At 65.8% G+C, this 24278-nt stretch carries 23 protein-coding genes and 1 tRNA gene; 6 read left to right on the top strand and 18 right to left on the bottom strand.

Translation table 11 applies throughout. The features are described 5' to 3' along the window. Positions 1 to 64 precede the first annotated feature (64 nt). The 9 genes from rseP to rpsB form a co-directional block, all read right to left on the bottom strand. On the bottom strand, positions 65 to 1180 hold the full coding sequence (gene rseP, locus FRF71_RS11690) for an RIP metalloprotease RseP (RefSeq protein ID WP_337678486.1): 1116 nt from the start codon (positions 1178 to 1180) through the stop codon (positions 65 to 67). Then, positions 1177 to 2334, bottom strand: coding sequence for a 1-deoxy-D-xylulose-5-phosphate reductoisomerase (locus tag FRF71_RS11685; RefSeq protein ID WP_147090817.1), 1158 nt, complete (start codon positions 2332 to 2334; stop codon positions 1177 to 1179). The genes rseP and FRF71_RS11685 overlap by 4 nt, the downstream gene beginning before the upstream one ends. Then, positions 2334 to 3011: a phosphatidate cytidylyltransferase gene (locus tag FRF71_RS11680; RefSeq protein ID WP_147090816.1), complete on the bottom strand. Its 678-nt coding sequence runs from the start codon at positions 3009 to 3011 to the stop codon at positions 2334 to 2336. Before FRF71_RS11680 ends, FRF71_RS11685 begins: the two co-directional genes overlap by 1 nt. Further along, entirely contained in the window at positions 2998 to 3642 is a 645-nt protein-coding gene (gene uppS, locus FRF71_RS11675; RefSeq protein ID WP_147091643.1) for a polyprenyl diphosphate synthase, read from the bottom strand. Before uppS ends, FRF71_RS11680 begins: the two co-directional genes overlap by 14 nt. A 44-nt stretch (positions 3643 to 3686) precedes the next feature. Next, the gene (gene frr / locus FRF71_RS11670) at positions 3687 to 4244 is read right to left on the bottom strand and encodes a ribosome recycling factor (RefSeq protein ID WP_147090815.1); all 558 of its coding nucleotides are present in this window, start codon (positions 4242 to 4244) and stop codon (positions 3687 to 3689) included. A 4-nt stretch (positions 4245 to 4248) separates the two neighbouring features. Then, the gene (gene pyrH / locus FRF71_RS11665) at positions 4249 to 4968 is read right to left on the bottom strand and encodes a UMP kinase (protein ID WP_147090814.1); all 720 of its coding nucleotides are present in this window, start codon (positions 4966 to 4968) and stop codon (positions 4249 to 4251) included. Positions 4969 to 5069: 101 nt separating this feature from the next. Next, the gene (locus tag FRF71_RS11660) at positions 5070 to 6086 is read right to left on the bottom strand and encodes an aldo/keto reductase (RefSeq protein WP_147090813.1); all 1017 of its coding nucleotides are present in this window, start codon (positions 6084 to 6086) and stop codon (positions 5070 to 5072) included. Between the two features lie 138 nt (positions 6087 to 6224). Continuing rightward, positions 6225 to 7151: a translation elongation factor Ts gene (tsf, locus tag FRF71_RS11655; protein ID WP_147090812.1), complete on the bottom strand. Its 927-nt coding sequence runs from the start codon at positions 7149 to 7151 to the stop codon at positions 6225 to 6227. 89 nt (positions 7152 to 7240) lie between these two features. After that, positions 7241 to 8038: a 30S ribosomal protein S2 gene (gene rpsB, locus FRF71_RS11650; RefSeq protein ID WP_147090811.1), complete on the bottom strand. Its 798-nt coding sequence runs from the start codon at positions 8036 to 8038 to the stop codon at positions 7241 to 7243. Positions 8039 to 8373: 335 nt separating this feature from the next. Between rpsB and FRF71_RS11645 the strand changes: the two genes are divergently transcribed. Further along, positions 8374 to 8625, top strand: a complete 252-nt coding sequence (locus tag FRF71_RS11645; protein WP_147090810.1) for a hypothetical protein — start codon at positions 8374 to 8376, stop codon at positions 8623 to 8625. Here the strand turns inward: FRF71_RS11645 and FRF71_RS11640 are convergent. From FRF71_RS11640 to FRF71_RS11630, 3 genes are read right to left on the bottom strand one after another with little or no spacing between them, the layout of a single operon-like run. Continuing rightward, positions 8570 to 9313: a CDP-alcohol phosphatidyltransferase family protein gene (locus tag FRF71_RS11640; protein WP_147091642.1), complete on the bottom strand. Its 744-nt coding sequence runs from the start codon at positions 9311 to 9313 to the stop codon at positions 8570 to 8572. The genes FRF71_RS11645 and FRF71_RS11640 overlap by 56 nt on opposite strands. Positions 9314 to 9351: 38 nt before the next feature. Beyond that, positions 9352 to 10101: a phosphatidylserine decarboxylase gene (locus FRF71_RS11635; protein WP_147090809.1), complete on the bottom strand. Its 750-nt coding sequence runs from the start codon at positions 10099 to 10101 to the stop codon at positions 9352 to 9354. Positions 10102 to 10104: 3 nt separating this feature from the next. Further along, entirely contained in the window at positions 10105 to 11232 is a 1128-nt protein-coding gene (locus FRF71_RS11630; RefSeq protein WP_147090808.1) for a beta-ketoacyl-ACP synthase III, read from the bottom strand. A 150-nt stretch (positions 11233 to 11382) separates the two neighbouring features. Between FRF71_RS11630 and FRF71_RS11625 the strand changes: the two genes are divergently transcribed. The 5 genes from FRF71_RS11625 (at position 11383) to FRF71_RS11605 (ending at position 15254) form a co-directional block, all read left to right on the top strand. Then, positions 11383 to 11468, top strand: a tRNA-Tyr gene (locus tag FRF71_RS11625). Between the two features lie 41 nt (positions 11469 to 11509). Continuing rightward, a complete protein-coding gene (gene rlmB, locus FRF71_RS11620) occupies positions 11510 to 12316 on the top strand; it encodes a 23S rRNA (guanosine(2251)-2'-O)-methyltransferase RlmB (protein ID WP_238339217.1) in 807 nt (268 codons plus the stop codon). A gap of 5 nt (positions 12317 to 12321) precedes the next feature. Further along, a complete protein-coding gene (locus tag FRF71_RS11615) occupies positions 12322 to 13194 on the top strand; it encodes a hypothetical protein (protein ID WP_147090807.1) in 873 nt (290 codons plus the stop codon). Positions 13195 to 13227: 33 nt separating this feature from the next. Continuing rightward, positions 13228 to 14454: a bifunctional glutamate N-acetyltransferase/amino-acid acetyltransferase ArgJ gene (gene argJ / locus FRF71_RS11610; RefSeq protein ID WP_147090806.1), complete on the top strand. Its 1227-nt coding sequence runs from the start codon at positions 13228 to 13230 to the stop codon at positions 14452 to 14454. Further along, on the top strand, positions 14451 to 15254 hold the full coding sequence (locus FRF71_RS11605) for an inositol monophosphatase family protein (RefSeq protein ID WP_147090805.1): 804 nt from the start codon (positions 14451 to 14453) through the stop codon (positions 15252 to 15254). Before argJ ends, FRF71_RS11605 begins: the two co-directional genes overlap by 4 nt. Here the strand turns inward: FRF71_RS11605 and trxA are convergent. The 6 genes from trxA to tsaE all read right to left on the bottom strand — a co-directional run bounded on the left by trxA (position 15251) and on the right by tsaE (position 24242). Beyond that, positions 15251 to 15571: a thioredoxin gene (trxA, locus tag FRF71_RS11600; RefSeq protein ID WP_147090804.1), complete on the bottom strand. Its 321-nt coding sequence runs from the start codon at positions 15569 to 15571 to the stop codon at positions 15251 to 15253. The genes FRF71_RS11605 and trxA overlap by 4 nt on opposite strands. A 66-nt stretch (positions 15572 to 15637) precedes the next feature. After that, complete coding sequence (gene addA / locus FRF71_RS11595) at positions 15638 to 19111, bottom strand: double-strand break repair helicase AddA (protein WP_147090803.1); 3474 nt, start codon at positions 19109 to 19111, stop codon at positions 15638 to 15640. Further along, positions 19108 to 22101, bottom strand: a complete 2994-nt coding sequence (addB, locus tag FRF71_RS11590; RefSeq protein ID WP_147090802.1) for a double-strand break repair protein AddB — start codon at positions 22099 to 22101, stop codon at positions 19108 to 19110. Before addB ends, addA begins: the two co-directional genes overlap by 4 nt. Further along, entirely contained in the window at positions 22094 to 22798 is a 705-nt protein-coding gene (locus FRF71_RS11585; protein ID WP_147091640.1) for a nucleotidyltransferase family protein, read from the bottom strand. Before FRF71_RS11585 ends, addB begins: the two co-directional genes overlap by 8 nt. 20 nt (positions 22799 to 22818) lie before the next feature. After that, entirely contained in the window at positions 22819 to 23802 is a 984-nt protein-coding gene (locus FRF71_RS11580; protein WP_147090801.1) for an aminoglycoside phosphotransferase family protein, read from the bottom strand. Then, positions 23793 to 24242, bottom strand: coding sequence for a tRNA (adenosine(37)-N6)-threonylcarbamoyltransferase complex ATPase subunit type 1 TsaE (tsaE, locus tag FRF71_RS11575; protein WP_147090800.1), 450 nt, complete (start codon positions 24240 to 24242; stop codon positions 23793 to 23795). Before tsaE ends, FRF71_RS11580 begins: the two co-directional genes overlap by 10 nt. Between the last annotated feature and the right edge of the window lie 36 nt (positions 24243 to 24278).

Raw genomic sequence — 24278 nt, 5'->3', positions numbered from 1 at the left:
GATGCGGCCACGCCGATCAAGCAAAGTCGCCGGGTTTTGCCCGCAGTTTTACCCTTCCTGCCGCTTAGCCGCCGAAGATCGACAGCGAAGCGATATCATTCAGCGTGACGAACAGCATAAGAGCCAGCATGAAGGCCATGCCCGTGCGGAACGCCCATTCCTGACTGCGCGCACCCAGCGGCTTACGACGGACAGCTTCTGCCGCGTACATAGCCAGGTGCCCGCCGTCGAGGGTGGGGATTGGCAGCAGGTTAATGAATGCCAAATTAATTGAGATGAGCGCCGCGAAGGAGACGAACGATAGCCAGCCCAGCGAGAGCTGCTCGCCCGAATATTTGGCAATCTTGATTGGCCCGCCCAGTTCGTCCAGCGGGCGCTCGCCGGTAACGATCTGCACCATGCCCGCAGCCATGGTGCGGATAATACCCATCGACTGATCAAAACCAGTCATCACGGCCTTGATCGGGCCAACATCCTGGAATTCCATCGCCGCCGGACGGATGCCAAGCAGCCCGCGGCGGATCTCGTTGCCGAAGCGGTCCTTCTGGACATCGGTGGCCAGCTTGACCGGCTGGGTAAAGCTCACCCCGCCCCGTTCAGCCGCAATCGTGATCGTGCGCCCAGGATAGAGCGCGACGCGCTCAGCAATGTCCATAAAGCTCTCGACCCGCGTTCCGTCGATAGCGACGATCCGGTCACCGGCCTTGAAACCGGCCGCCTGGGCGGCTGAGCCCTTGGAAAACTCCCCAATCACCGGGGTCGCCGTCGGAACGCCGTAAGCCATGTTGAAGGCGGCGAAGATGCCCACGGCAACGAACAGGTTCATCAGCGGCCCCGCCAGCACGATCAACGCGCGCTGCCACAGCGTGGCAAACTGGAACATGCCCTTCTTTTCTTCGGGGCTGGCCTTCTCCGCATCAGGATTGGGGACCGAAGTGGGGTTCATATCGCCCGCGAACTGGACAAAACCGCCCAGCGGCCAGGCGGCGATCCGCCACCTGGTGCCGCGCTTGTCGGTCCAGCCGACCAATTCCTTCCCGAAGCCGATCGAGAACACATCGGCCTTCACCTTGAAGGCGCGGCCTACAAGGTAGTGACCCAGCTCGTGCAACACCACCAGCGGGCCGAGCACGAGCAGGAAGGCACCGATCATCATCAGCACGGAAGGGGATTCGGTCACTGTGTTACCAACTCCAAAACACTGCGCGCCTCAGCCCGCGCCGCCGCATCGATGGCCATGACATCGGCCAACGAAGCAGGCTTGGGCGGAGCATAACGCGCCAGCACTTGCTCGACCATTACCGCAATCCGGGTGAATGCAAGCTTGCCATCCAGAAATGCGGCCACGGCAACCTCGTTCGCGGCATTGAGCACCGCCGGGGCCGCCCCGCCCGCCTCGGCCGTCGCGCGACAGATCCGCGTGGCGGGAAAGCGCTCCTCATCCGGCGCACGGAAGGTCAGCTCGCCAATCGCCGCCAGATCGAGCGGAGCCAGCGGCGTTTCCATCCGCTGCGGCCAGGCGAGGCACGAGGCAATCGGCACGCGCATGTCGCTCGGGCCAAGCTGGGCAAGGGTCGATCCGTCGCGGTATTCAACCATCGAATGGATCACCGATTGCGGGTGCACGATGATCTTCAGCCGGTCCAGGCCGACCGGAAAAAGGTGATGCGCCTCGATCAGTTCCAGTCCCTTGTTGAACATGGTCGCGGAATCGACGCTGATCTTGGCGCCCATCGACCAGTTCGGATGCTTGACCGCCTGTGCCGGGGTGGCGGTATGAAGCTGCTCCAGCGTCCAGTCGCGGAACGGCCCGCCGCTGGCGGTCAAAGTGATCGAGCGGACATGATCGTAACTGTTGCCCGCAAGGCATTGAAAAATAGCATTGTGCTCGCTGTCGGTCGGCAGCAAGGTTGCGCCGGTGCGGGCAACGGCTGCGGTCATCACCTCGCCTGCCGCGACCAGCGCTTCCTTGTTGGCCAGCGCCACACAGCGGCCCTGTTCGATCGCCGCCATCGTCGGAGCCAGTCCGGCACAGCCGACAATGGCCGCCACCGTCAGGTCAGCGGGGCGCGATGCGGCTTCGACCAGCGCTGCTTCGCCGCCGGCTGCATGAATGTTCGTGCCCGCCAAAGCCTCGCGCAAAGCGGGCAAGGCGGCCTCGTCAGCAACGACCGCGATCTCGGCAGCAAACTCCCGCGCAAGTTTTGCCAGTTCGCTGGCATTGCCATTGGCGGTAAGCGCCACGATGCGCCACTGCCCCGGCTGGCGGCGGATCAGGTCAAGGGTTGAAGCGCCGATCGAGCCCGTCGCGCCAAGGACCGAGATCGCGCGCATCACAGAACGCTCAATCCGGCCAGCAAGGCCGCCAGGAAGCTAACCGCGATCAGCCCATCGACCCGGTCAAACAGCCCGCCGTGGCCCGGGATAAGCTTACCCGAATCCTTCACCCCTGCCCGGCGCTTCATCCAGCTTTCGAAGAAATCGCCTGCCTGAGCTACGATCGCCGCCAGCACGGCCAGACCGAGAACCTGCCACCAGGCCGGTGTGGCCTCGCTCAGCTTGGCCGAGAGGACCAGGACAGCTAGCGCGCCGAGGATCCCGCCCAGCAGCCCGGCCCATGTCTTCGACGGGCTGATCGCAGGGGCAATCTTGGGTCCGCCAATCGCGCGGCCGGTGAAATAAGCGCCGATATCGATCGCGGCGACCAGTGCGATCAGGGTCAATACGTCGGCAAAGCCGCGCTCGCCATCGCGCATCAGCATCAGCATGGCCGCAGCCGGGGCGAGGTAGAGGATTCCGCCCAACGTCCAGAGCGTTTCGCTCAGCGGCGACGGCTTCCACGCCCGCGCCAGCGCCCGCCACTCGTAAAGCACGCCGCCGGCAACGATCATCGCAAATCCGGCCCAGATCCAGCCACCAAGCCATAGTGCAGTCAGCGCAATGACGACGACAACGATGGCCGAGGCCACCCGCACCGGCAGGTCGGCGTTCTTGCCGTTACCGTCCGCCATAGCGCCGCTCCCGCCGACCAAACTCGACCAGGGCCTCGCGCAAATGGTCCGGGGTAAAATCCGGCCAAAGCACCTCGGTGAACCACATTTCGGCATAGGCCGCTTGCCACAGCAGGAAATTGGAGAGCCGCACTTCGCCCGAGGTTCGGATCAGCAAATCAAGCGGCGGCAGGCCAGCCGTATCGAGCTCGGCCTCGATCGCTGCCGGGGTGATCGCACCCTTTGCAGCGGCCTTGGTAGCGGCGCGGACAATCTCGTCCTGCGCGCCGTAATTGAGCGCAATCACCAGCGTGGTGCCGTCATTAGTGGCCGTGCGGGCTAGTGCATCGTCGAGCAGCGCGACGACATCGGCTGGCAGGGCGGTGTGATCGCCAATGATCCGCAGGCGCACGTTGTTGGCCACGAATTCATCGATATCGGCTACAATATAGCGCTTGAGCAGGCCCATCAGCGCCGAAATCTCGTCTTCCGGGCGGCGCCAGTTTTCAGTGCTGAAAGCATAGAGCGTGAGTGCCTCAAGCCCCATCTCGCGGGCCGCACGCACCAGGGTGCGCACGGCTTCCACCCCGCGTTGGTGCCCAACGGCGCGCGGCAAGTGACGCTTTTTGGCCCAGCGCCCGTTGCCATCCATGATGATGGCGACGTGACGCGCGCCCTCAGTGGCGCGCTTGGCCGTCACTTGCCCAGGATTTCCTGTTCCTTCTGGGCCGCGACAGTATCAACTTCCTTGATCATGTCGTCGGTCAGCTTCTGGACTTCGGTCTCGCCGCGCTTGCGCTCGTCTTCCGAGATTTCCTTCTTGTTCTCGTCAGCCTTCAGCGCATCGATCCCGTCGCGGCGGACGTTGCGGATCGCGACACGGGCTTTTTCGGCATAGGAATGGACCAGTTTGGCCAATTCCTTGCGACGATCCTCGGTCAGATCCGGGATCGGCAGGCGAATGTTGTTGCCATCGTTGATCGGATTAAGGCCCAGGCCGGCCGAACGGATCGCCTTCTCAACCGGGCCAATGTTCGACTTGTCCCAGACCTGCACCGACAACAGCCGCGGCTCGGGCGCGGAAACGGTTGCCACCTGGTTCAGCGGCATCTTGCTGCCATAGACCTCGACCGTGATCGGATCGAGCAGCGCGGTATTCGCGCGCCCGGTGCGCAGCCCGCCCAGATCGCTGCGCAGCGATTCGACCGCGCCCTTCATGCGGCGTTCGAGATCGGCCTTATCGTACTTGGCCATGGTCCTAACCCTTCTTCACGATTGTCTGCGTCCCCTGCCCCGCCAGCACCTTGGCCAGGTTGCCCTGTTCGCGGATCGAGAAGACGACGATTGGAATGTTGTTATCACGGCACAGCGCGACGGCACTGGCATCCATAACCTTCAGATTGTCTGCCAGGACTGTGTCGTAATCGACTGTATCATAACGTTTTGCATTGCTGTTGGTCTTGGGGTCGCTGTCATAGACCCCATCGACCGAAGTACCCTTGAGCAGGGCATCGCACCGCATTTCAGCGGCGCGCAGCGCCGCGCCGGAATCGGTGGTGAAATAGGGAGCGCCAACGCCAGCCGCGAAAATCACCACGCGGCCCTTCTCGAGGTGACGTTCGGCCCGGCGGCGGATCACGGGCTCGCAGACCTTATCCATCTCAATCGCCGATTGGACGCGGGTCGGAACGCCAAGCTGCTCCAGCGCGTTCTGCATGGCCAGCGCGTTCATCACCGTGGCCAGCATGCCCATGTAATCGGCCTGCGCCCGGTCCATCCCCTTGGCCGCCCCGGCCATGCCCCGGAAGATATTCCCGCCGCCGATCACCAGGCAGATCTCGAGGCCGGTTTCCTTGGCCGCCTTGACCTCGGCGGCAAGCTCGGCGACGAACTCGGGATCGATCCCGAACTGCTGACGCCCCATCAGCACTTCGCCCGAGAGTTTCAGGAGGATACGCTTGTAGCGGGGCTGGGACATGGGGTTCGACATCGCTCTCACTGGGGTTTGCGCGGCCTTATACCGTGGACCGCGCAAAGCCAAGCCGCGAGGCGGCACAAGCCCCGGCAATCGGCCCCAATTCACCCCATCGGATAGCGGATTTCCTTCGAAACCTTGTCGATCGCCTTCATCACCTCGTCCGACAGGATCAGGTCGCCCGCGGCGAAGATGTCCTCAAGCTGATCCTCGCGGGTCACCCCGACGATGGTCGAGGCAACGAAATCGTGCTGCTTGGACCAGGCCACTGCCAAGGTGGTCGGGCTCATGCCGGCTTCGGCGGCAATCGCCATGAACCGTTCGGTCGAGGCGAGCGAGCGTTCGTTGACGAAGCGCTTGGCCATCACCTGTTGGCGCCCTTCCATGCCGAGATAGCGCGAGAAGCGCGCGCCGTCGGGCCGGGCGCCGGCCTGGTACTTGCCGCTCAGCACCCCGCCGGCGATTGGCGAGTAGGGAATGAGGCTGACCCCTTCCTTGCGGCAGACCTGCGCCAGCTCATCCTCGAACCTGCGGTTGTTGAGGCTGAAGTTGTTCTGGATCGTCTGGTAGCGAACTGTGCCAAGCCGCTCAGCCGCGGCGATCGACTTCATCAGGCCCCATGACGTCTCATTCGAGCAGCCGGTGATGCGCACCTTGCCATCGCGCACCAGTTCATCGAGCACTTCCATGGTCTCGTCGTAGGACGTGTCATGATCAGGCCAATGGGTCTGATAGAGGTCGATATAGTCGGTCTGCAGCTTGCGCAGACTATCCTCAACCGCCGTAATGATGTTGCGCCGGTCGAGCGCGGTCATCCCCGAACGCTTGGGGCTGCGGAACCAGACATGGCTGGGACCGGACACCTTGGTCGCCATGATGATCGCATCGCGCGGCTTGGTCTTCATCCAGCGGCCGACGATTTCCTCGGTACGCCCCACCCACTTGGTGTCGGGCGGCACCGGATAGCCTTCCGCCGTATCGTAGAAGTTGATCCCGAAATCGAAGCAGCGATCGAGAATGCGGTGCGCCTCGGCTTCATCCGTCTGGCTGCCGAAGGTCATGGTTCCCATGCAGATGTCGGTGACGGTAATGGCCGATTTGCCGAGGCGGCGGGTCTGCATGGTCAATTCTCCCTGTTTCGCTTTGCCGCGCTGATGGCGCGCGGGTGCCCCCTGCGTCAACAGCGGACACGCAAAAAGGGCCCGCCGAACGGCGAGCCCTCTCTGTTTTGCCAGCCCCGGGAATGCCAGGGCGAATGCTTAGTTCAGACCAGCGGCAGCGGCGACTTCGGCAGCGAAGTCGCTCACTTCCTTTTCGATGCCTTCGCCGAGCTGGAAGCGGACATAGTCCTTCAGCACGATCTTGGCCCCGGCGGCCTTGCCGGCCTGCTCGACGACCTGGGCGATCGGGGTCTTGTTGTCCATGACGAACAGCTGGCTGAGCAGCGCGTTGTCCTTGGCGAACTTGGCGACCGCGCCATCAACCATCTTGGCCTGCACTTCCGCCGGCTTGCCGCTTTCCGCAGCCTTTTCGGCGGCGATCTTGCGTTCACGCGCGATCATGTCGGCGTCGAGGTCTGCAGCGTTCAGCGCCAGCGGGAAGGCCGCGGCGATATGCATGGCGATCTGCTTGCCCAGCGGCTCGAGCACGTCGGCACTGGCTTCCGATTCCAGCGCGACCAGCACGCCGATCTTGCCGAGCATCGGCGCGGCAGCGTTGTGCATGTAGGGCACGACCACACCGTTCGAGACCGAAACGGTCTTCATGCGGCGGACCTGCTGGTTTTCGCCGATGGTAGCCACGTTGTTGGTCAGCGTGTCACCCACGGTGCCGCCGCCCGGATAGGCCGCAGCCTTGAGCGCTTCGACATCGTCCGCAGCCAGACCCAGGGCGGCTTCGGTGGTCTTGCGCACGAAGTCTTGGAACTGGTCGTTCTTGGCAACGAAATCGGTTTCCGAGTTGACCTCGACGGCCACGCCCTTGGTGCCCGAAACGGCCACGCCGACCAGGCCTTCGGCCGCGGTGCGGCTCGACTTCTTGGCGACGGCCGCGAGGCCCTTGGCGCGCAGCAGGTCAACCGCGGCTTCCATATCGCCGCCGGTTTCGTCCATCGCCTTCTTGCAATCCATCATGCCGGCGCCGGTGCGCTCGCGCAGGTTCTTCACGTCAGTGGCGGTGTAAGCCATTGAACTGGTCCTTCTTGAATGGAATTGGCGGCCGGGACCATTGGCCCCGGCACGCTACAGGTTTGTGACTGAAGCTGAACCCAAGAGGCTCAGGCTTCGGTCGAAGCTTCTTCAGCAGCGGCTTCGGCAGCGACTTCGACCACGGCTTCTTCAACCGGGGCTTCTTCCAGCGCACCGACATCGACGCCCGAATCCACGACGCCCTCGCGGCGGCCCTTGGTGGCAGCAGCGGCAACGGCTTCGCAGTAGAGGCGGATGGCGCGGCTGGCGTCATCGTTGGCCGGGATCGGGAAGGCGATGCCATCGGGCGAGACGTTCGAATCGAGGATCGCGACGACCGGGATACCCAGGACGTTGGCTTCCTTGATCGCCAGCTCTTCCTTGTTGGCATCGATCACGAACATCACGTCCGGAATGCCGCCCATGTCGCGGATACCGCCCAGCGACAGTTCGAACTTGTCGCGCTCGCGGGTCAGCTGGAGCACTTCCTTCTTGGTGAGACCGGTGGTGTCACCCGAAAGCTGTTCTTCCAGCGCCTTGAAGCGCTTGATCGAGCCCGAGATGGTCTTCCAGTTGGTGAGCATGCCGCCCAGCCAGCGGTGGTTGACATAGTGCTGCCCCGAAGCGCGAGCGGCCTGGGCGATCGGTTCCTGCGCCTGGCGCTTGGTGCCGACGAACAGCACCTTGCCGCCAGCCTGGACGGTAGCCGAGACGAAATCGAGCGCACGGGCCATCAGCGGCACGGTCTGCGACAGGTCAAGGATGTGGATACCGTTGCGGGCGCCGAAGATGTACGGCTTCATCCGCGGATTCCAGCGGTGGGTCTGGTGGCCGAAGTGGGCACCGGCCTCGATCAATTGCTGCATGGTGACGACGGGAGCCGCCATAGATAATTCCTTTCCGGTTTACTGCCTCTGGAAAGCTGGGACCGTGCGGAGCTCCCGCTGCGGAACCGGTATGTGTGCTTTCCATGTGGATTTGCCGTCACCAGAGGGAATCCCCGGATCGAGCGGGGCCGCCCTTAACGGCTGAATGGCGCAGAATCCAGCCCAAAAGCATTTGCCCGACGCAAAGGCGCCAAAAACCTGCTTGACATGTTGGAACAAATAGGGAACATTGCGACTCATCGGAGAACAGCCGCTGTTCTTCCACATGGTTATCAACAGGAAGTCCACAGGACAATGCCCAGGTTGGCCGCGTCCTGCAGCATAGGAACGACACGATGATCGCGCTTCTCGTCCTGGCCGCCACCATCCTCGCCCTCTCCGTGGGCGTCATCGCCGCCACCTGGCAACGTTACGGGCAGGCAGCAATGAACGCGCGGCAGGAATGGCGGGACTGCCCGCAGACGCGCGAAGTGCGGTTCCGGATTGTGCAGTACGGGGCGAAACCGGCGGGCCGCGTCATCACCCTGCCAGTCAGGCCGAAGGCTGCTCCGGTGCTGGCTCAGCCGCCGCTGCGCGCTGCCGCCTGACCCGGGCATAGATCGCCATGCCCACCGGCATGAGCGCCAGGTAAACCACACAGATCCCAACCAGCGTCCACCACGGTTCGGTCAATAGTGCCGCACCCACCAAGCCAAACAAGGCCAGAAGCTCAAGTCGCACCGATCGGCGCGGGCGCAGCCGCCCCCAGGTGAGCGTCGGCACGGCCGAGATCAGCAGGAAGCCGACAAAGACCAGCCAGGCACCCACGACCAGCGGGTCGCGCACTTCCTCGCGGCCCGTCGCAATCCAGAGGTACATCGGCAGGAAAGCAAGCCCTGCCCCGACCGGTGCGGGAACGCCGGTCAGGAAGCCGGCCGCCTTGCGCGGCTCATCCGCCATGTCGATCCGGGCATTGAAGCGGGCCAGCCGCAGCGCGCAGCCGATTGCGAAAGCCAGCGCGGCGAACCAGCCGAGCCGCGGCAGGTCCTGCAGCGACCACAGGAACAGGATCAGCGCCGGGGCCACCCCGAAGGAGACATTGTCCGCCAGGCTGTCGAGCTCGGCGCCGAAGCGCGACTGGGCGTTGAGCAGGCGGGCGATCCGCCCGTCGATCCCGTCGAGCACTCCGGCCACGACTACGGCCAGGATCGCCTTTTCCCATTCGCCGGTAATGGCGAAGCGGATGCTGGTCAGCCCCATGCACAGCGCGGCGGCGGTAATCGCATTGGGCACCATGGCCCGCAGCGTCAGACCCCCGCGCAGTGTGGGATCGGTCACTGGCTGATGCCCTCGATCAACAGCGTCTGGCCCAGTTCGGCCAGCACGGTTTCGCCGGCGACGATCTTCTGGCCCAGCAGCACCCGCGGTTCGGTCCCGGCCGGTAGATAGACGTCAACGCGGCTGCCAAAGCGGATCAGGCCAACGCGCTGGCCCACGGCCAGCATGTCGCCCGGCTTGACGAAGGGTACGATCCGGCGAGCGACCAGACCCGCAATCTGCGTAAAGCCGATCGCAACGCCATCGCCGCGCTCAATCAGGATATGCTGGCGCTCGTTCTCTTCGCTCGCCTTGTCGAGATCGGCATTCATGAACTTGCCAGGCATGTAGACCACGCGGCGCACAGTGCCGCCGATCGGCGCGCGGTTGATGTGGACATCGAACACCGACATGAAGATCGAGATGCGGGTCACCAGACCCGGCGCCAGACCCTTGGTCCCGCTGCCATCGTCAATCACCAGCTCACGCGGTGCCTCGACCTGCTGGATCAGCGTGACGAGGCCATCGGCCGGAGCAACGATGAAGCGCTCTTCCTGCGGCGTAACGCGCACCGGATCGCGGAAAAAGGCGCAGATGCCCAGCACTAGGAAGCCCAGCGGCCAGGCTAGCGTTTCCCAGGCAAAGAAGGCGGCAGCCGCGCTGGCCACGGCAGCAATCGCGGCAAATTTGTGCGCTTCGGGATGGATGCGCGGCCAGTGCCAGGTGGCTTCGCCGCGTCCGCGATTGTCGAGAATCTCGTTGGCCATGGGTCAGGCTACCTTGCGCACGAAGACGGTGCCAGCGGAATAGCCCGCGCCGAAGGAGCAGATCAGCGCGGTGTCGCCCGCCGCCAGATCGCTGTTGTGAAGATGGAAGGCAATGATCGAGCCCGCGCTTGAGGTATTACCATAGCTATCAAGCACGGTCGGGCTCTCGTCCTCGCTCGCCTCGTGCCCCAGCACGCGCTGCGAGATCAGGCGGTTCATGCCCGAATTCGCCTGGTGCAGCCACAGCCGGCGCAGGCTGGCCGGATCGATCCCCAGATCACCCGCATGTTCGACGATCATCGTCGCCACCATCGGCACCACTTCCTTGAACACCTTGCGCCCTTCCTGGACAAACAACTTGTCGGGCGTGCCGATGGTTTCCGGCGTGGCTGCATTGAGGAAGCCGAAATTGTTGCGGATGTTGTTGGAGAACACCGTCTTCAGCCGGGTGCCGACGATCTCCCAGTGCTGCTCTGGCGCGATGTCCTTGGCCTCAACCAGCACGGCGGTCGCCACGTCACCGAAGATGAAGTGGCTGTCGCGGTTCTTCATGTTGTTGTGGCCGGTGCAGATCTCCGGGCTGACCACCAGCACCGAGCGGGCATTGCCGCTGCGGATGAAATCGGCCGCCGTCTGGATGCCGAACGTGGCCGAAGAACAGGCGACATTCATGTCAAAGGCGAAGCCCTCGATGCCCAGCGCCTGCTGGATCTCGATCGCCATCGCCGGGTAAGGCCGCTGCATGTTGGACGCGGCACAGAGCACCGCATCGACATCCTTGGGATCGCGCCCGATCGCTTGCAGCGCATCGAGCGCCGCCTTCACGCCGATCTCGGCCATGACCGACAGTTCGTCGTTCGAGCGTTCCGGCCAGCGCGGCCCCATCGTTTCGGGATCGAGCGTCGCGGCCTTGCTCATCACATGGCGCGACTTGATGCCGCTGGCCTTTTCGATGAACTCGGCGGAACTCGGCTGCAGTTCCTCCACCTTGCCGGCAGCGATCTCGGCCGCGTGCCGGGCATTGTGGAGTTCCACATAGGCGTTGTAGCTGGCGACCAGCTCGTCATTGGTGATTGTCTCGGGCGGGGTATAGAGGCCCGTCGCCGAGATCACGGGGGTGATTTCGCTCATGGCGCGGCTTCCTATCCGCCGCGAAGGCGCACGACAAGTCGATTGGCCCATTGACAGCACGGCCCGCCTTGTCCAAAGGCGCGCTCTCTCGGCCGGACGGTCCCCCTGGGGGCCACATTCCGGGGCAACCCGGCACCGGCTTACTGGTGTGGACAGGTGGCCGAGTGGTTAAAGGCAGCAGACTGTAAATCTGCCCGCGCAAGCGTACGCTAGTTCGAATCTAGCCCTGTCCACCACCATCCCCTAGTGACCCGATAACCAGCAGGGGATTCGCCACATGAGCCGCAATCGTGACACCAAGCCCAGCCGTGCCCTGCGTGGCCGCGCGGGCCGCATGCAGGGCGGGCGCGGTTCGGGCCGGGCCAGCGCCGGCGCCGTGCGCCTGTGGGGTCGTCATGCGGTCGAAGCGGCGCTCAAGAACCCGGAACGCAATCACCGCAAGCTGTGGGCGACGCGCGAGGGCGTGGCTTCGCTCGATGGCGAGCTGCCGCCAGATTTCCCGGTTGAATATGCCCAGCCGGCCGATCTTGCCCGCCTTGTCGCCCGCGATGCGCCGCACCAGGGTCTGGTGCTCGATTGCGATGCGCTGGAAGACCGCTTCCTCGACGAGGTGATGCAGGGCGATCCCGCCCGGCCGCTGGTCGTGCTCGACCAGGTGACCGATCCCCATAATGTCGGCGCGATCATGCGTTCGGCCGCCGCCTTCAACGCCGCCGCGATCGTCACGCAAGACCGGCACTCGCCGCCCGAATCCGGCACGCTTGCCAAGTCCGCCTCGGGCGCGCTCGAAGTGGTGCCGTGGGTCCGCGTGGTCAACCTGGCCCGCGCGCTCGAAGAAATGGCCGAAGCGGGCTATTGGCGGATCGGTCTTGATGGCGAAGGCAAGGCCACCTTGGGAGAGGCCCTGCCCGCTGGCCCCGTGGCGCTGGTGCTGGGCGCCGAAGGTGACGGAATGCGCCACAACATCACGCAACATTGCGACGCGATCGCCCGCCTGCCGATGTCGGGCGCGGTCGAAAGTCTCAATGTTTCCAATGCGGCAGCAATCGCGCTATATGCCCTGGCAGTTCGTCCGCAGGGGTAAATGCCATGATCACTAATGCCCGCAGAGTTGCCGCAACCCTGGTCGCGGCAGCAACCCTGCTGCTGAGCGGCTGCTTCGTCTCTCCCGGCAGCTTCACGTCGGCAATCGACCTGCGCAAGGACGGACGTTTCAGCTATTCCTACAACGGTGAGATCTATCTGCTGGGGCTGAGCAAGCTGGCTGAACTGGGCAGCAAGGCCAAGGACCTGGAACCGTTCAAGGCCGCGCCCTGCTACACCGACAATGCCGCAGCGGACGAACGCGAATGCTCCAAGGATGAGCTCGCCAAGCAGAAGGCCGATTGGGAAGAAGACCGCAAGTCTGCCGAAGACAAGAGCAAGCGCGATGCGGAAATGATGAAGGTCATGCTGGGCGGGATCGACCCATCCAGCCCCAAGGCCGCCGAGGAGCTGGCCGACCGCCTGCGCCGCCAGGCCGGCTGGAAGTCGGTCGTCTACAAGGGCGATGGCCTGTTCGTGGTCGATTTCGCCATTGCTGGCCGGCTCGATTACGATTTCCAGTTCCCGACCATGGAACGCTTCCCGATGGCCAATGCCTTTGTTGTGCTGAACAAGCGCGCCGATGGCGCGGTGCGGATGGACGCCCCGGCCTTTGGCCAGCCCGGCCAGGGCAATCCGATGGCCAACATGGGCCAGCTGGCCGCCATGGGCGCGGCGCTGGGCTCAAAAGACAAGGACGACGGGGGCCTGAAACTGCCCGAGCTCAACGGCACGCTGGTCCTGACCACCGACGGCACGATCCTGGCCAACAACACCGATGAAGGCCCCATCGCGGGCCCCACCGGCCAGCGGCTGGAATGGAAGGTAACCCCGCGCACCACCGCCGCCCCAACAGCGTTGGTGCGGCTGGGGGGATAGGCAGAGCCGCAGCGGCTCGTTAGGGGAGCCTCCATGGCCCACCCCGTTTCGCCCCTTGCCCGCCCCTTCCCCGCGATCCCGCCAATTGCCGGTGTTACGCCGCGCGTCGCCCGCGCCGGGTACAAGGACTGGGGCCGCTGCGACCTTACCTTCATCGAGCTGGCCGAAGGTACGGCGGTCGCCGGTGTGTTCACACGCAACATATGCTGCTCGTCCGAAGTCGAGCTGGGCCGACAGAATGTGGCGCAAGGTCACGCGCGTGCGCTGGTGGTCAATGCCGGCAATTCGAACGCCTTTACCGGCTATCGCGGGCGCGAGGCGGTTGAGGCGATCATGGCCCAGGTCAGCGCGCACCTCGGCTGTCCGCAGGAGCAGGTCTTCGTTTCTTCGACCGGGGTGATCGGCGTGCCGCTGCCCAAGGACAAGGCCAAGGCCGGGATCGAGGCGGCGCTGCTAGCCGAGCCGTGCGACTGGCAAGCCGCCGCCGAGACAATCGGCACCACCGACACCTTCGCCAAGGGCGCCATGGCCAAGGCCGTGGTCGATGGCCGGACGGTGACGCTCGGCGCGATCATCAAGGGCAGCGGCATGATCGCGCCCGATATGGCGACCATGCTGGGCTACATCTTCACTGACGCAGCGGTTGAGCCGGGGTTCCTCCAGCAGCTCCTTTCCGCGGCCAACCAGCGGACCTTTTCCTGCATCACGGTCGATAGCGATACTTCGACCAGCGACACCGTGCTGGCCTTTGCCACCGGCGCAGCCGGGAATGCCCCGCTGTCCTCGTTCGACAGCCCCGGTGCCGATGCCTTTGCCGCCGCGCTGGAGGATGTCTGCCGGCAGATGGCCCACCTGGTCGTCCGCGACGGCGAAGGCGCGCAGAAGTTCATCGCCGTGACCGTCAGCGGCGCAGTCAGCGACGAGAGCGCCCGCAAGATTGGCCTGGCCATCGCCAACTCGCCGCTGGTCAAGACTGCCATTGCCGGTGAGGACGCCAACTGGGGCCGCGTCGTCATGGCCGTGGGCAAGGCCGGCGAACCGGCCGACCGTGACCGGCTGTCGATCGGCTTTGGCGGCACCTGGGCCGCGCGCGAAGGCCAGCCGCTGGCCGATTACGACGAGGCGCCCGTGGCCGCGCACCTCAAGGGACAGGACATCTCGATCGAGGTCGACCTGGGCTTGGGCGATGGCCGCGCCACCGTCTGGACCTGCGACCTGACCCACGGCTACATCTCGATCAACGCGGATTACCGCTCATGAGCGCGGCGCTCGATGCGGCGGTCCTTGCGGTCATCAAGGATGCTTCAGCGCGTGCTGTCATGCCGCGCTACCAACAGCTTGAAGCCCACGAAGTGATCGACAAGTCGGTTGGCGAGCTGGTCACCGTGGCCGATCGCGAAGCCGAAGTAATCCTGGCCGAGGGGCTAGCGAAGATCCTGCCCGACGCGACCATCGTTGGCGAGGAAGCCTGCGAGGCCAATCCGGCGCTGATGGACCGGTTAGGCGATGCGCTGTGCTGGATTATCGACCCCATCGACGGGACGAACAACTTCGCCGGCGGCAAGCCGCCCTTCGGGATCATGGTCGCCCTGGCCGAAGCCGGGGAAACCATCGGCGGCTGGATCTACGATCCGCTGCGCGGCCGCTTCTGCACGGCGCAGAAGGGCCAGGGCGCCTGGATTGATGGCGAGCGGATTACCGCCCGCTCCAGCGGCGAGACCCCGCCGATTGCCGCGATTTCGCTGGTCTTTGCCGACCCGGCCCGGCGCGAGGCGCTAAAGACCCACATCGCCCCGCACTATACCCTGGTCGACATCCCACGCTGCGCGGCTGAGCAGTACCCGCGGATCGTGCTGGGCGAAAACGACATCACGATCTTTGAACGCACCCTGGCCTGGGATCACGCTGCCGGGGTGCTGTTGCTCAACGAGGCTGGCGGCAAGGTCGCCCGGCCGGACGGAAAGCCCTACCGGGTCGATGAGCACCTGCGCCCCAGCCTGATCGGCGCCGCCAGCCCGGCCCTGTGGGATGAACTGGCGGAGCGGATGGCCGCGCTTTAGAGAACGCTTTCCAGCCAGCCCTTGAGCTGGCTCTTCGGCGCAGCGCCCAGCTTCTGGGCGACCGGCTTGCCATCCTTGAACAGGATCATCAGCGGGATCGACTGGACGCCGAACTGGGCGGAAACGTCCGTGTTTTCCATGATGTCCACCTTGGCGATGGTCACCTGATCGGCCAATTCTTCGCTGATTTCCTCCAGCGCAGGGGCGATCATCTTGCAGGGGCCGCACCAGTCGGCCCAGAAATCGACCAGAACGGGCTTGTCAGAACCCAGCACATCTGCGGCGAAGCTGGCATCGGTAACGGCTTTGGTGGCCATGGGGAATCTCCTGAAGGGTTGTTCGTCAATCTAGGTAGCCGCGCGCGCTTCGGCAATCGCCTTGGCTCAAAAGCTTTCCTGCGCGGCCAGCAATGCCTGCTTGTGAACGGCCAGCAGATCATCGGGCAGGGCCAGCAGACGCGGAGCCTGCGTGTAAAGCAGCGCCGCCTCAACCGTCCGGCCCGGATAGGCCGCCTCCAGCGCGGCGGCATAGGCTGCCATCTGGCGCAGGATCGAGACCGGCACGGCATCAAGGCTTTCGGGTGGACGCCGCGCAGTCTTGAAATCGACCAGGCGGATCCGGTCGGGCAGGACCACCATTCGGTCGATCGTTCCAACCACCACCTGCCCGCCGACCGTCGCGGCGATTGGCACTTCGGCCAGCGCGCCCGGTGCAAACAGGTCAGCCCAGGCCGGTTCAGCGAGCACGGTCAGCGCCGAGCGGACCATGTCGGCCCGTTCCGGCGCGGTGAAATCTCCGCCGTTCCTTGCCAGCCAGGCCTCAGCCGCGGCCTTGCGGTCGGGCACCGGCAGTTCGGGCAGCCGTTCGAGCAGCTTGTGTAGCAGGACACCACGCGCAGCCGCCTGCCCCGCTCCCGGCGGGAATGGAGGATCGGTCGCCAGGTCCTCACCCAGCGACGATGGTGCAAGCGGGCGCGGCGGGCGCGGTTCGGCAGCGACCGGGCGCTCGAGCCAGGCCGGCAGCAACGGCAGTTCGCCGCCATCGCCCGGCTTGGGCGGCGCCGCGATCGCGGGCGCATCGCCATAGGTTACCGTTGCGCCCCAACGCGCATCCTCGACCCAGTCGGCTTCGTCAAACAGCCCGGCGAGGCGCGCATACCAGCTATCGGCGTGCGGCGCCTTCTCGCGCGCAGTCAGCGCGCCGCCGATGAACAGCGCCTCCTCGGCCCGGGTCATGGCGACATAGAGCAGCCGCCAGTGCTCCTCCATCTCGGCCTTGGCGTTGGCAGTGATTACGTCGGCAATCCGACCAAGTTGCTGGCTCTGCGGCAGGCCGGGGAGCGGGATCGTCTTGCCGCTGGCCGGGTCCTCCAACTCCACCGGGCTGCCCCGGCTGCGCGCCGGATTGTCCGCCGCATCGGCCAGGATCACGATCGGCGCCTGCAGGCCCTTGGAGCCGTGGACCGTCATCACCCGCACTTCATCGCGGCTCTTGCCGGCCTCGCGCTTCAGCTCGCTGGTTCCGGCATCGAACCAGCGGATGAAGCCGGTCAGGCTGGGCACCTCGTTGGCGGCATAGGCGCCGGCGGCACTGAGCAGCTCGTCGATCGGGTCGTTCGCCTCGGTCCCCAGACGCGCGACCAGCCGCTTGCGCCCCTGCCACGGCCCGGTCAGGATCCAGTGCAGCAAGGCGCGCGGCGGTTCGAAGTCCGCGATCCGCAGCAGGTCACCCAGCTGGTGCCAGACGCGGTCAACTTCCGGCTGGCCGCGCGACTTGCGCAGGTGTTCGTAGAGCCCGACCCCCTCCGGTCGCCAGCCCCAGCGCAGCAGATCGTCCTGACTCCAGCCGAGCAGCGGCGAGACTAGCAGGCAGGCGAGGTTGAGGTCGTCGCCCGGTTGCACCGCAAAGCGCAGCGCCGCCATCAGATCGCGCACCGCCAGCGGCGTTGCCAGCCGCAAGCGGTCAACCCCGGCCACCGGAACGCCCGCCGCATGGAGCCGCGCCACGATCAGACCGGCCAGTTCCTTGCGCTTGCGGACCAGCACCATAACGTCGCCGGCCGTGGCGCGGCGGGCCTTGCCTTCCGCCTCACCCTTGACCAGCGGGAAGCCATGATCGAGCCAGTCGCGCACCTGCCGCGCGATCCGCTCAGCCATCTGGCGATCGCCACGGCTGAGCCAGCCTTCGGCGCCCTCGTCGGCCGCCTCCCCTTCCTCGCCATCGCTACTCTCGCCGCCGATCACGCGCCACAGCGTGACTTGACCGGGGCGCTCCTGCCCAACGTGCGGTTCGGGTGGCGTGGCGAGCCCGAGCCCTTCATGGCCCACCAAGCCAATGGCTTGGTCGACGAATTCAAGGATCGCCCGGGCCGTGCGGAAGCTCTGGCCCAGGTCCAGGTCCTGCAAGGTCCGCCCTGCCCCGCCGCTGCGCTGTTCGGCCAGGTTGGCCGCCGCATCGCGCATCATGTCATCGACCCGCGCCTTGGCCTTGGCGAAGTTTTCCGGGCTGGTTCCCTGGAACCGGAAAATCGCCTGCTTGTAATCGCCCACCACGAACAGCGTGCGCAGCTTGTCGTCGCGCGCGCCCTGGCCGGCAAAGAACTCGTCGGTCAGCGCGCCGATGATCTGCCACTGCGCGGCATTGGTATCCTGCGCCTCGTCGACCAGGATGTGATCGAACTGCCGGTCGAGCTTGTAGCGGATCCATTCGGACAGGTCGTTGCGGGTCAAAAGCTGCGCCGCCTGGCGGATCTGGTCATCAAAATCGATGAACCCGGCCCGCGCCTTGGCCGCTTCCCAGGCCAGCGCGAACTTGCGCCCGACTTCCAGCGCCGGGACCAGGAAATCGACCAGCTCCAGCAGGGCGCGCCGCTCCTGCACCGCCATGGAGCTATCAAACACGGCAAAGGCCGCCTCCTCGATCCCGCTTTCCAGCTTGACCAGCGACTTGAGGTTCTTGATCTGGCCTTCCTTGCCAAACAGCTCCTTGTGCAGGGCATCGAGGCCGGCCAGACGCTCAGTCGGGCCGCTTTCCAGCCAGTCGCGGATCAGTGCGGAAACCTTGGTGCCGGTCGCGGCCGACCAGGCGGAATAGGCCGATAGGCAGCACTCCAGCGCTTCGGTATCGAACACGCCGTTGCTGCACAGGTAGAGCAGGTCGCCAGGCCCGGCATCGGCTGGCAGGCCGAGCAAGCGATGGACACCGTCCTTCATGGGCGGCTGCCAACCACCCGGCCCTTCCCACGCCTCGCGCGCGGCGGCGCAGCGCAGCAGCCAGGCTGGGACTTTCTCCGGCCCCATCCGCACCGAAAGCCGCGCCAGGGCATCCAACGTCGGCGCATCGTTTGTCCGTTCCGCCACCAGCAGCAGGTCGGCCAGCACCTCGCGCAGGAGCAGATCCTTGTCGCGGTCTTCCATCGCCTTGACGCCAGGCAGCAGCCCGGCCTCGTTCGGGAAGGCGGCCAGCAGCCACTGCGCAAAGGCGTGGATCGTATCGATCCGCAGCCCCCCGCCCGGGCAATCGAGCACGGCGGCAAACAGCTTGCGGGCGCGGGCCACGGTGTCCGGCCCATGGTCCGCCCCGATCGCCAGCAGTTCCTTGGCCAAGGTCGTGGCATCAAGCCGCACCCAGCGCGCAAGCACCTCGTTGATGCGCGCGGCCATTTCGGTCGCGCCGGCCTTGGTGAAGGTCAGGCACAGGATCTGATCGGGCTGCACCGCCGGTTCAAGCAGCAACCGCAGCACGCGGGCCGACAGCACCTGGGTCTTGCCCGTGCCGGCCGAGGCCGAGAGCCAGACGACCTCGGACGGCTCAACCGCCGGGCGCTGTTCGTGCGTCAGGGGAAAGACGCGGCTCATGCCTCAGCCTCGCCGCGCGCTTGCCATTCGTCCAGCCGCATTAGCTGGTCGTAATCGTTGTAGCCCGGCAGGTCCGGATTGAGCCGCGCCACGAAGGCCTCGTCACCCTTGATCCAGCGGTCAATCGCATCGATCAGGTATCGCTCGGTCTCGCTCAGGAACTTGTCGCGCGGTATGCCCGACTTCTTCGGGGGCTCAAGCACCGGTTCAAAGCAATAGCCAAAGCCGGTCTCGCTCCTGTCGTCTTTCCCGAACGACCAGTACTCGAAGCCGCTCGGTACCCCGGCAATTCCTTCAAAGCCCCCGGCGGCGGCCATCAGCCCCAGCGTGCCAAGCTGCAGCGCAAAGCCTTCCTGCACCTGCTTGCCCTTGGGCGGTGCGCCGGTCTTGTAATCAACCACGATCAGCTGCCCGTCGGCGCCGCGATCGATCCGGTCGGCGCGGCCCTTGATCATGACCCCGGCCAGGGTGAAGTGGCCCTTGATCTCGCTCGCCAGCACTTCGCGGCCCAGACCGCGATCGCGGGTGATCTGGGCGTCGATCCATTCGAGCCCGCGTTGCAGCCGCGGCCACCATAGGCTGCGCGTGACGGGGTGGGCCTGCATTTCGGCCAGTTCTTCCGAGGCGATCGCGAGCAGCTCGCCCGCCCTGCCCCCGGCCTTGTGCCAGCGTTCCATCACGTTGTGGACGACCGTGCCCTGCCAGGCCGCAGTCGGATCGGCATCCAGTCCGTCAAGTGCGCGCAGCCGCAGGATTGCCTGGGCATAGAACTGGTAGGGATCGCCGCGCAGCCGGTCGATCGCCGTGACGTTGAGCGCGACATTGCGCTGCTCGGCGCTAGGGACCGGCTTGGGCTGCGGGTAAGGTGGCTGCAGTTGGGCGTAATCGATCGCCCGTGCCAGTTCGACTGCGCGGCGTTCGCGGTGACTATCTGCCAGCTCACCCAGCATCGCTTCAACCCGCAGCACAAAGCGGCTGGGGATCACCGGGCCGGCCTCATCGCGCTGGGCCCAGCTCAGCACCACCTCAGGCGCGCCGAGCGCCCCGGCCAGGTCATGCGCAGCCAGGCCAATGCGGAACTCGCCCGCCGGCACGCCCAGCGCGCGCAGCACGGCTGGCGGCAAGAGCGGCTCGGGCGAGGGGCTGGCCGGCCATGACCCTTCGGTCAGCCCGGCGCAGATCACCAGGTCGGCCCGGCTCATCCGCGCTTCGAGCAGACCGTAAATCGCGATGCGCGGATGGCCGCCCCACGGCGGACGCACCGGCACGCGGTCCATCGCATCGCGTAGAACTTGGGGCAGGTCCGCACGGGCAAGCCGGGTGCCGATTGCGGCGCTCGCATCGCGCAGTTCTTCCACCCAGCCGGCCAGCGCGCGGCCATCGGCCTCACCCCACAGCCTCGAGCCGCACAGCGCCTCACCGGCGGCAGACAGCACGTCGAGCGCCTCGGCCAGCGAGGTCTCTTCCGGCAAGGCCAGGACCGGGGCGAGCAACTCCGCAACACGCTGCCACCACGCGGCAATGCCCTCGCCCCGCTCGCGCTTGGCAAGCTTGGCCACGGCCGTCTCAACTGGTGCAAAGCCCGGCTTGGGACGCGGTCCGCGCAGTTCCAGATCAAGCGCGCGGGCGTTCTCAAGCCAGGCCGCCCGCCCTTCCCCCGCCCCGACCAGCGGGTGGACCAGCAGCGCCATCAGCGGGACCGGCGCCGCCTCGGTTCCCGCCAGTTCGGCCAGCAGCAGCAGGACGCGTCCCGCCGTGGTCTGCGGCAACGGTTGCCCGGCGGAATCGTCGGCAACGATATTCCAGCGCCTGAGATGCGCGACGACGCGGCCAGCCAAACCGCGATCCGGCGTGACCAGCGCGACCCGCCGTTCCGGTTGCTCCAGCGCCTCGCGGATCAGCACGGCAATGGCCTGCGCCTCCTCGCCCGGATGGGCACTTTCCATCAGCCGCACGCCCGAGAGGCGGCGCTGCTCGGCCTTGAGGTCAACCCAGCGCGCGCTACCTTCCGGGGGCAGGAACAGGTTGGAGATCGCCCGGCTCCGCTCTGGCGGCGCGGCAGCCAGACCGGCACGGTGCCAGGGATCAACCTCCGCCCGGTTCACCCCCATCCGGTTGAGCAGCAGCTTGAGGTGGTACTGTGGATGGGTCAGGGCATCGCGCTCGCCAAACGGCGGGCCATCCGGTTCGTCCGGCACGCCCGCACAGCCGAGGGCGTCCCAGGTTTCCTGATCCAGCGCCAGGTCGAGATCGGGCAGGATCACCGCACTATTGGGTAAGTCGGCTATGGTCCGCAACAGCCGTGCAAGGCTGGGTGATGCGCTGGTGATCCCGGCTGCGACGATCGGCTGGCTGGGCGGGGTATCGCGCCAGCGCCGCGCCGCATGATCGAACAGCAGATTGCGCCGAACCGGCGGATCGACCTCGCCCCGGACCGCTAGCTCGGCCAGCCAATGCGCCTGAACGCGCGCGAAATGGCGGGTCGATTCCTGCCAGTGGCTGGCCAGATCGCCGACGATCCCGGCGACGCGTTCCTGCAACAGGTCACCAAGTTCGATCCCCTCGATCGCCAGCCGGTCCATCGTCCGCGCGGTATCGAAAGCCAGCCGCAGCAGACCCGGGGCCTTGGGGGCATCCTGGCCGAGTTCCGCTCGCAGCAATTCGGCCAGTCGCAACCAGCGCCGCGCCGGATCGGCAGCGGGCGGCACCGCACTTCCCGCTCCCAGCGGATCAAGCAGCGGCCCCAGCGTTTCGTCGAGATCGAGATCACCCACTACCGCCATGCGTGGCAGCAGCAGGCCGCCGCCTGAAAGGCGTACGAAGGCTTCGGTAACGATCCGCTCGGCACGGCGGCTGGGGAGCAGCAGGGTCAGCCGCGCCAGGCCCAGGTCAGACTCGGCATAACGGGGGATCAGCCCTGCCACCAGCGCATCGGCAAACCCGCGATGCGCGGCAATGGAATATACGTTTGGCCCGGCTCGTTCAGCCATCGGCTGCGGCACTGGCGAGCGCGGCCTCGGTCAGGCCGATTGCTTCGGGATAGCCAACATCGAACCATTCGCCCTGGTGGACCAGCCCGAAGCAGCGCCCGGCGGCGATGGCTCGATCCCAAAAGATATTGGTGGAGAATACGTCAGCCGGTGGATCGGTGATCAGGTGCTTGGCCAGCAGCTGCACCCCGGTCCAGTCATAGCCGCGCGGTCCCTTCGGCCCTTCGCGTGACAGGCGCCCGTCTTCACCCAGGTCGAAATCACCGACCCCCTTGGTGTTGCGGGCGCGTTCGTGCGGTACGACGAGCATCAGCACGTCCATCCGCGCCGGGTCCCAGGCCTCGGCCAGCCGGACCAGCGGGTTGGTGCCGCGCCAGGTGAACCAGTTGTCGGCATTGATGCAGAAGAATGGATCGTCCGGGATCAGCGGCAGGGCCTGGACCAGTCCGCCGCCGGTATCGCGGAGCAGTTCGCGCTCGTCCGAGATGGTGACGCGGAAGCGGCTCTCGCGCGCCAGGTGCGCCTCGATCTGATCGGGCAGGTAGTGGACATTGGCAACGATCCGGCCAATCCCGGCATCGGCCAGCAAATCAAGCACGTGATCGAGCAGGCTCACCCCTGCCACCTCGACCAGCGGCTTAGGCCTGGTCGCGGTGAGCGGCATCATCCGCGTGCCCTTACCCGCAGCCATGATCATCGCAGTGCCGGGCAGATCGATCACGGCTGCCAGTGGCCCCCGCCTGACTGGCGTAGCTCGGCTGGCACATTGGCATCGAACCAGCGCGCCACGGGGGCGAGCGCCGGGTGGGCCAGGTCACGCTCAAGCAGGGCCCAGACCCGCGGGATGTAATCGAGGTAGCGCGGCTTGCCATCGCGCTTCCACAGTCGGACGAAAATGCCCACGATCTTGGCGTTCCGCTGTGCCCCTAACCGAGCATAGTCTGCTGCGAAATCAGGTCCAGGCGCGGCCTTGCTGACGTAATAGTCAAACATCGCCGCCTCCAGCTCGGGCGAGACATCGCGGCGTGCATCTTGCAGCAGCGAAACCAGGTCATAGGCCGGATGGCCGACCAGCGCGTCCTGGAAATCGAGCAGGCCCTGCGTTTGCAACGAGCCAAGCAGCATGATGTTCTCGGCATGGTAATCGCGCAGCACCACCACGCCGGGCCGCTGACGCGGCAGCATCGAGCTGAGCACAGCTTCCCAGGCCGCCGCATAGCCCGGGCCATCGATGTAGAGGTTCTGCGCCGGGCAGTACCAATCCACGAACAGCTTGGCCTCGCGCTGATATTCGGCAAGCGAATAGTCGAGAAAAGGCCCCGGCGGCATGCGGTGCAGTTCGACCAGCGCGTCGATCGCCGCCTGGTAGACTTCACGCTCATCGTCCGGCCACTGGTCCAGATACTCGCGCATCCGGACTTCACCAAAGTCCTCCAACAGGACGAGACCGCGGGCAGCATCTTCGGCCAGGATCCGGGGCGCGCGCAAGCCATTGCCATCAAGCCACTTGGCCGCCCGCAGGAACGGTGCCGGATCCTCGTTGGGCGGCGGCGCATGCATCAGCATGGCGCTCCGCTCGCCCCTGCGGATACGGAAATAGCGGCGGAACGATGCATCGCCCGCAAGGGGTTCGATCGCCGCCTCGCCCCAGCCAGCACTGGCCAGAAACGCCTCAAGCCCTTCGGGAAAGTTCAGTTCCATCCCATCCGCCCTAACCAATCGGCCCCCGGCTCGACAATCGCAGTCCGCTCCGTTTCCGCAGTTTCGATTGTAATGGCAAGGCAGCCTGGCTCATGCGCAAAGCCGCCGGCCTGATCGGGCCATTCGGCGATCAGGGCAGCGCCTTCGCGGTAATCGTCGAGCCCGATCTCATCGGCCTCCTCGGGCCGGTTCAGGCGGTAGAAGTCGGCATGGACCAGCGGCAGGCGCACAGCCGGCGGATCGTAGGTTTCGATGATCGCAAAGCTGGGCGAAGGGACCTCGCCCACATGGCCGAGCGCCGCAATGATCGCCCGCGCCAGCGTGGTCTTGCCCGCGCCCAGCCCGCCTGAAAGGGCCACGACATCGCCGGGCCGCAGCACAGCGGCGATCCGCGCGCCCAGCGCCGCGGTCGCGGCCAGGTCTGGCAGTGGAATCCTCATGCTACTCCCCCTCCTCTTCAGAGGAGGGGGTCGGGG

It is taken from the genome of Novosphingobium ginsenosidimutans (assembly GCF_007954425.1).
In the GTDB taxonomy this organism is placed as follows: domain Bacteria; phylum Pseudomonadota; class Alphaproteobacteria; order Sphingomonadales; family Sphingomonadaceae; genus Novosphingobium; species Novosphingobium ginsenosidimutans.
The sequence above is the reverse complement of the archived record's forward strand: the minus strand, read 5'-3'. Positions and strand labels throughout refer to the sequence as shown.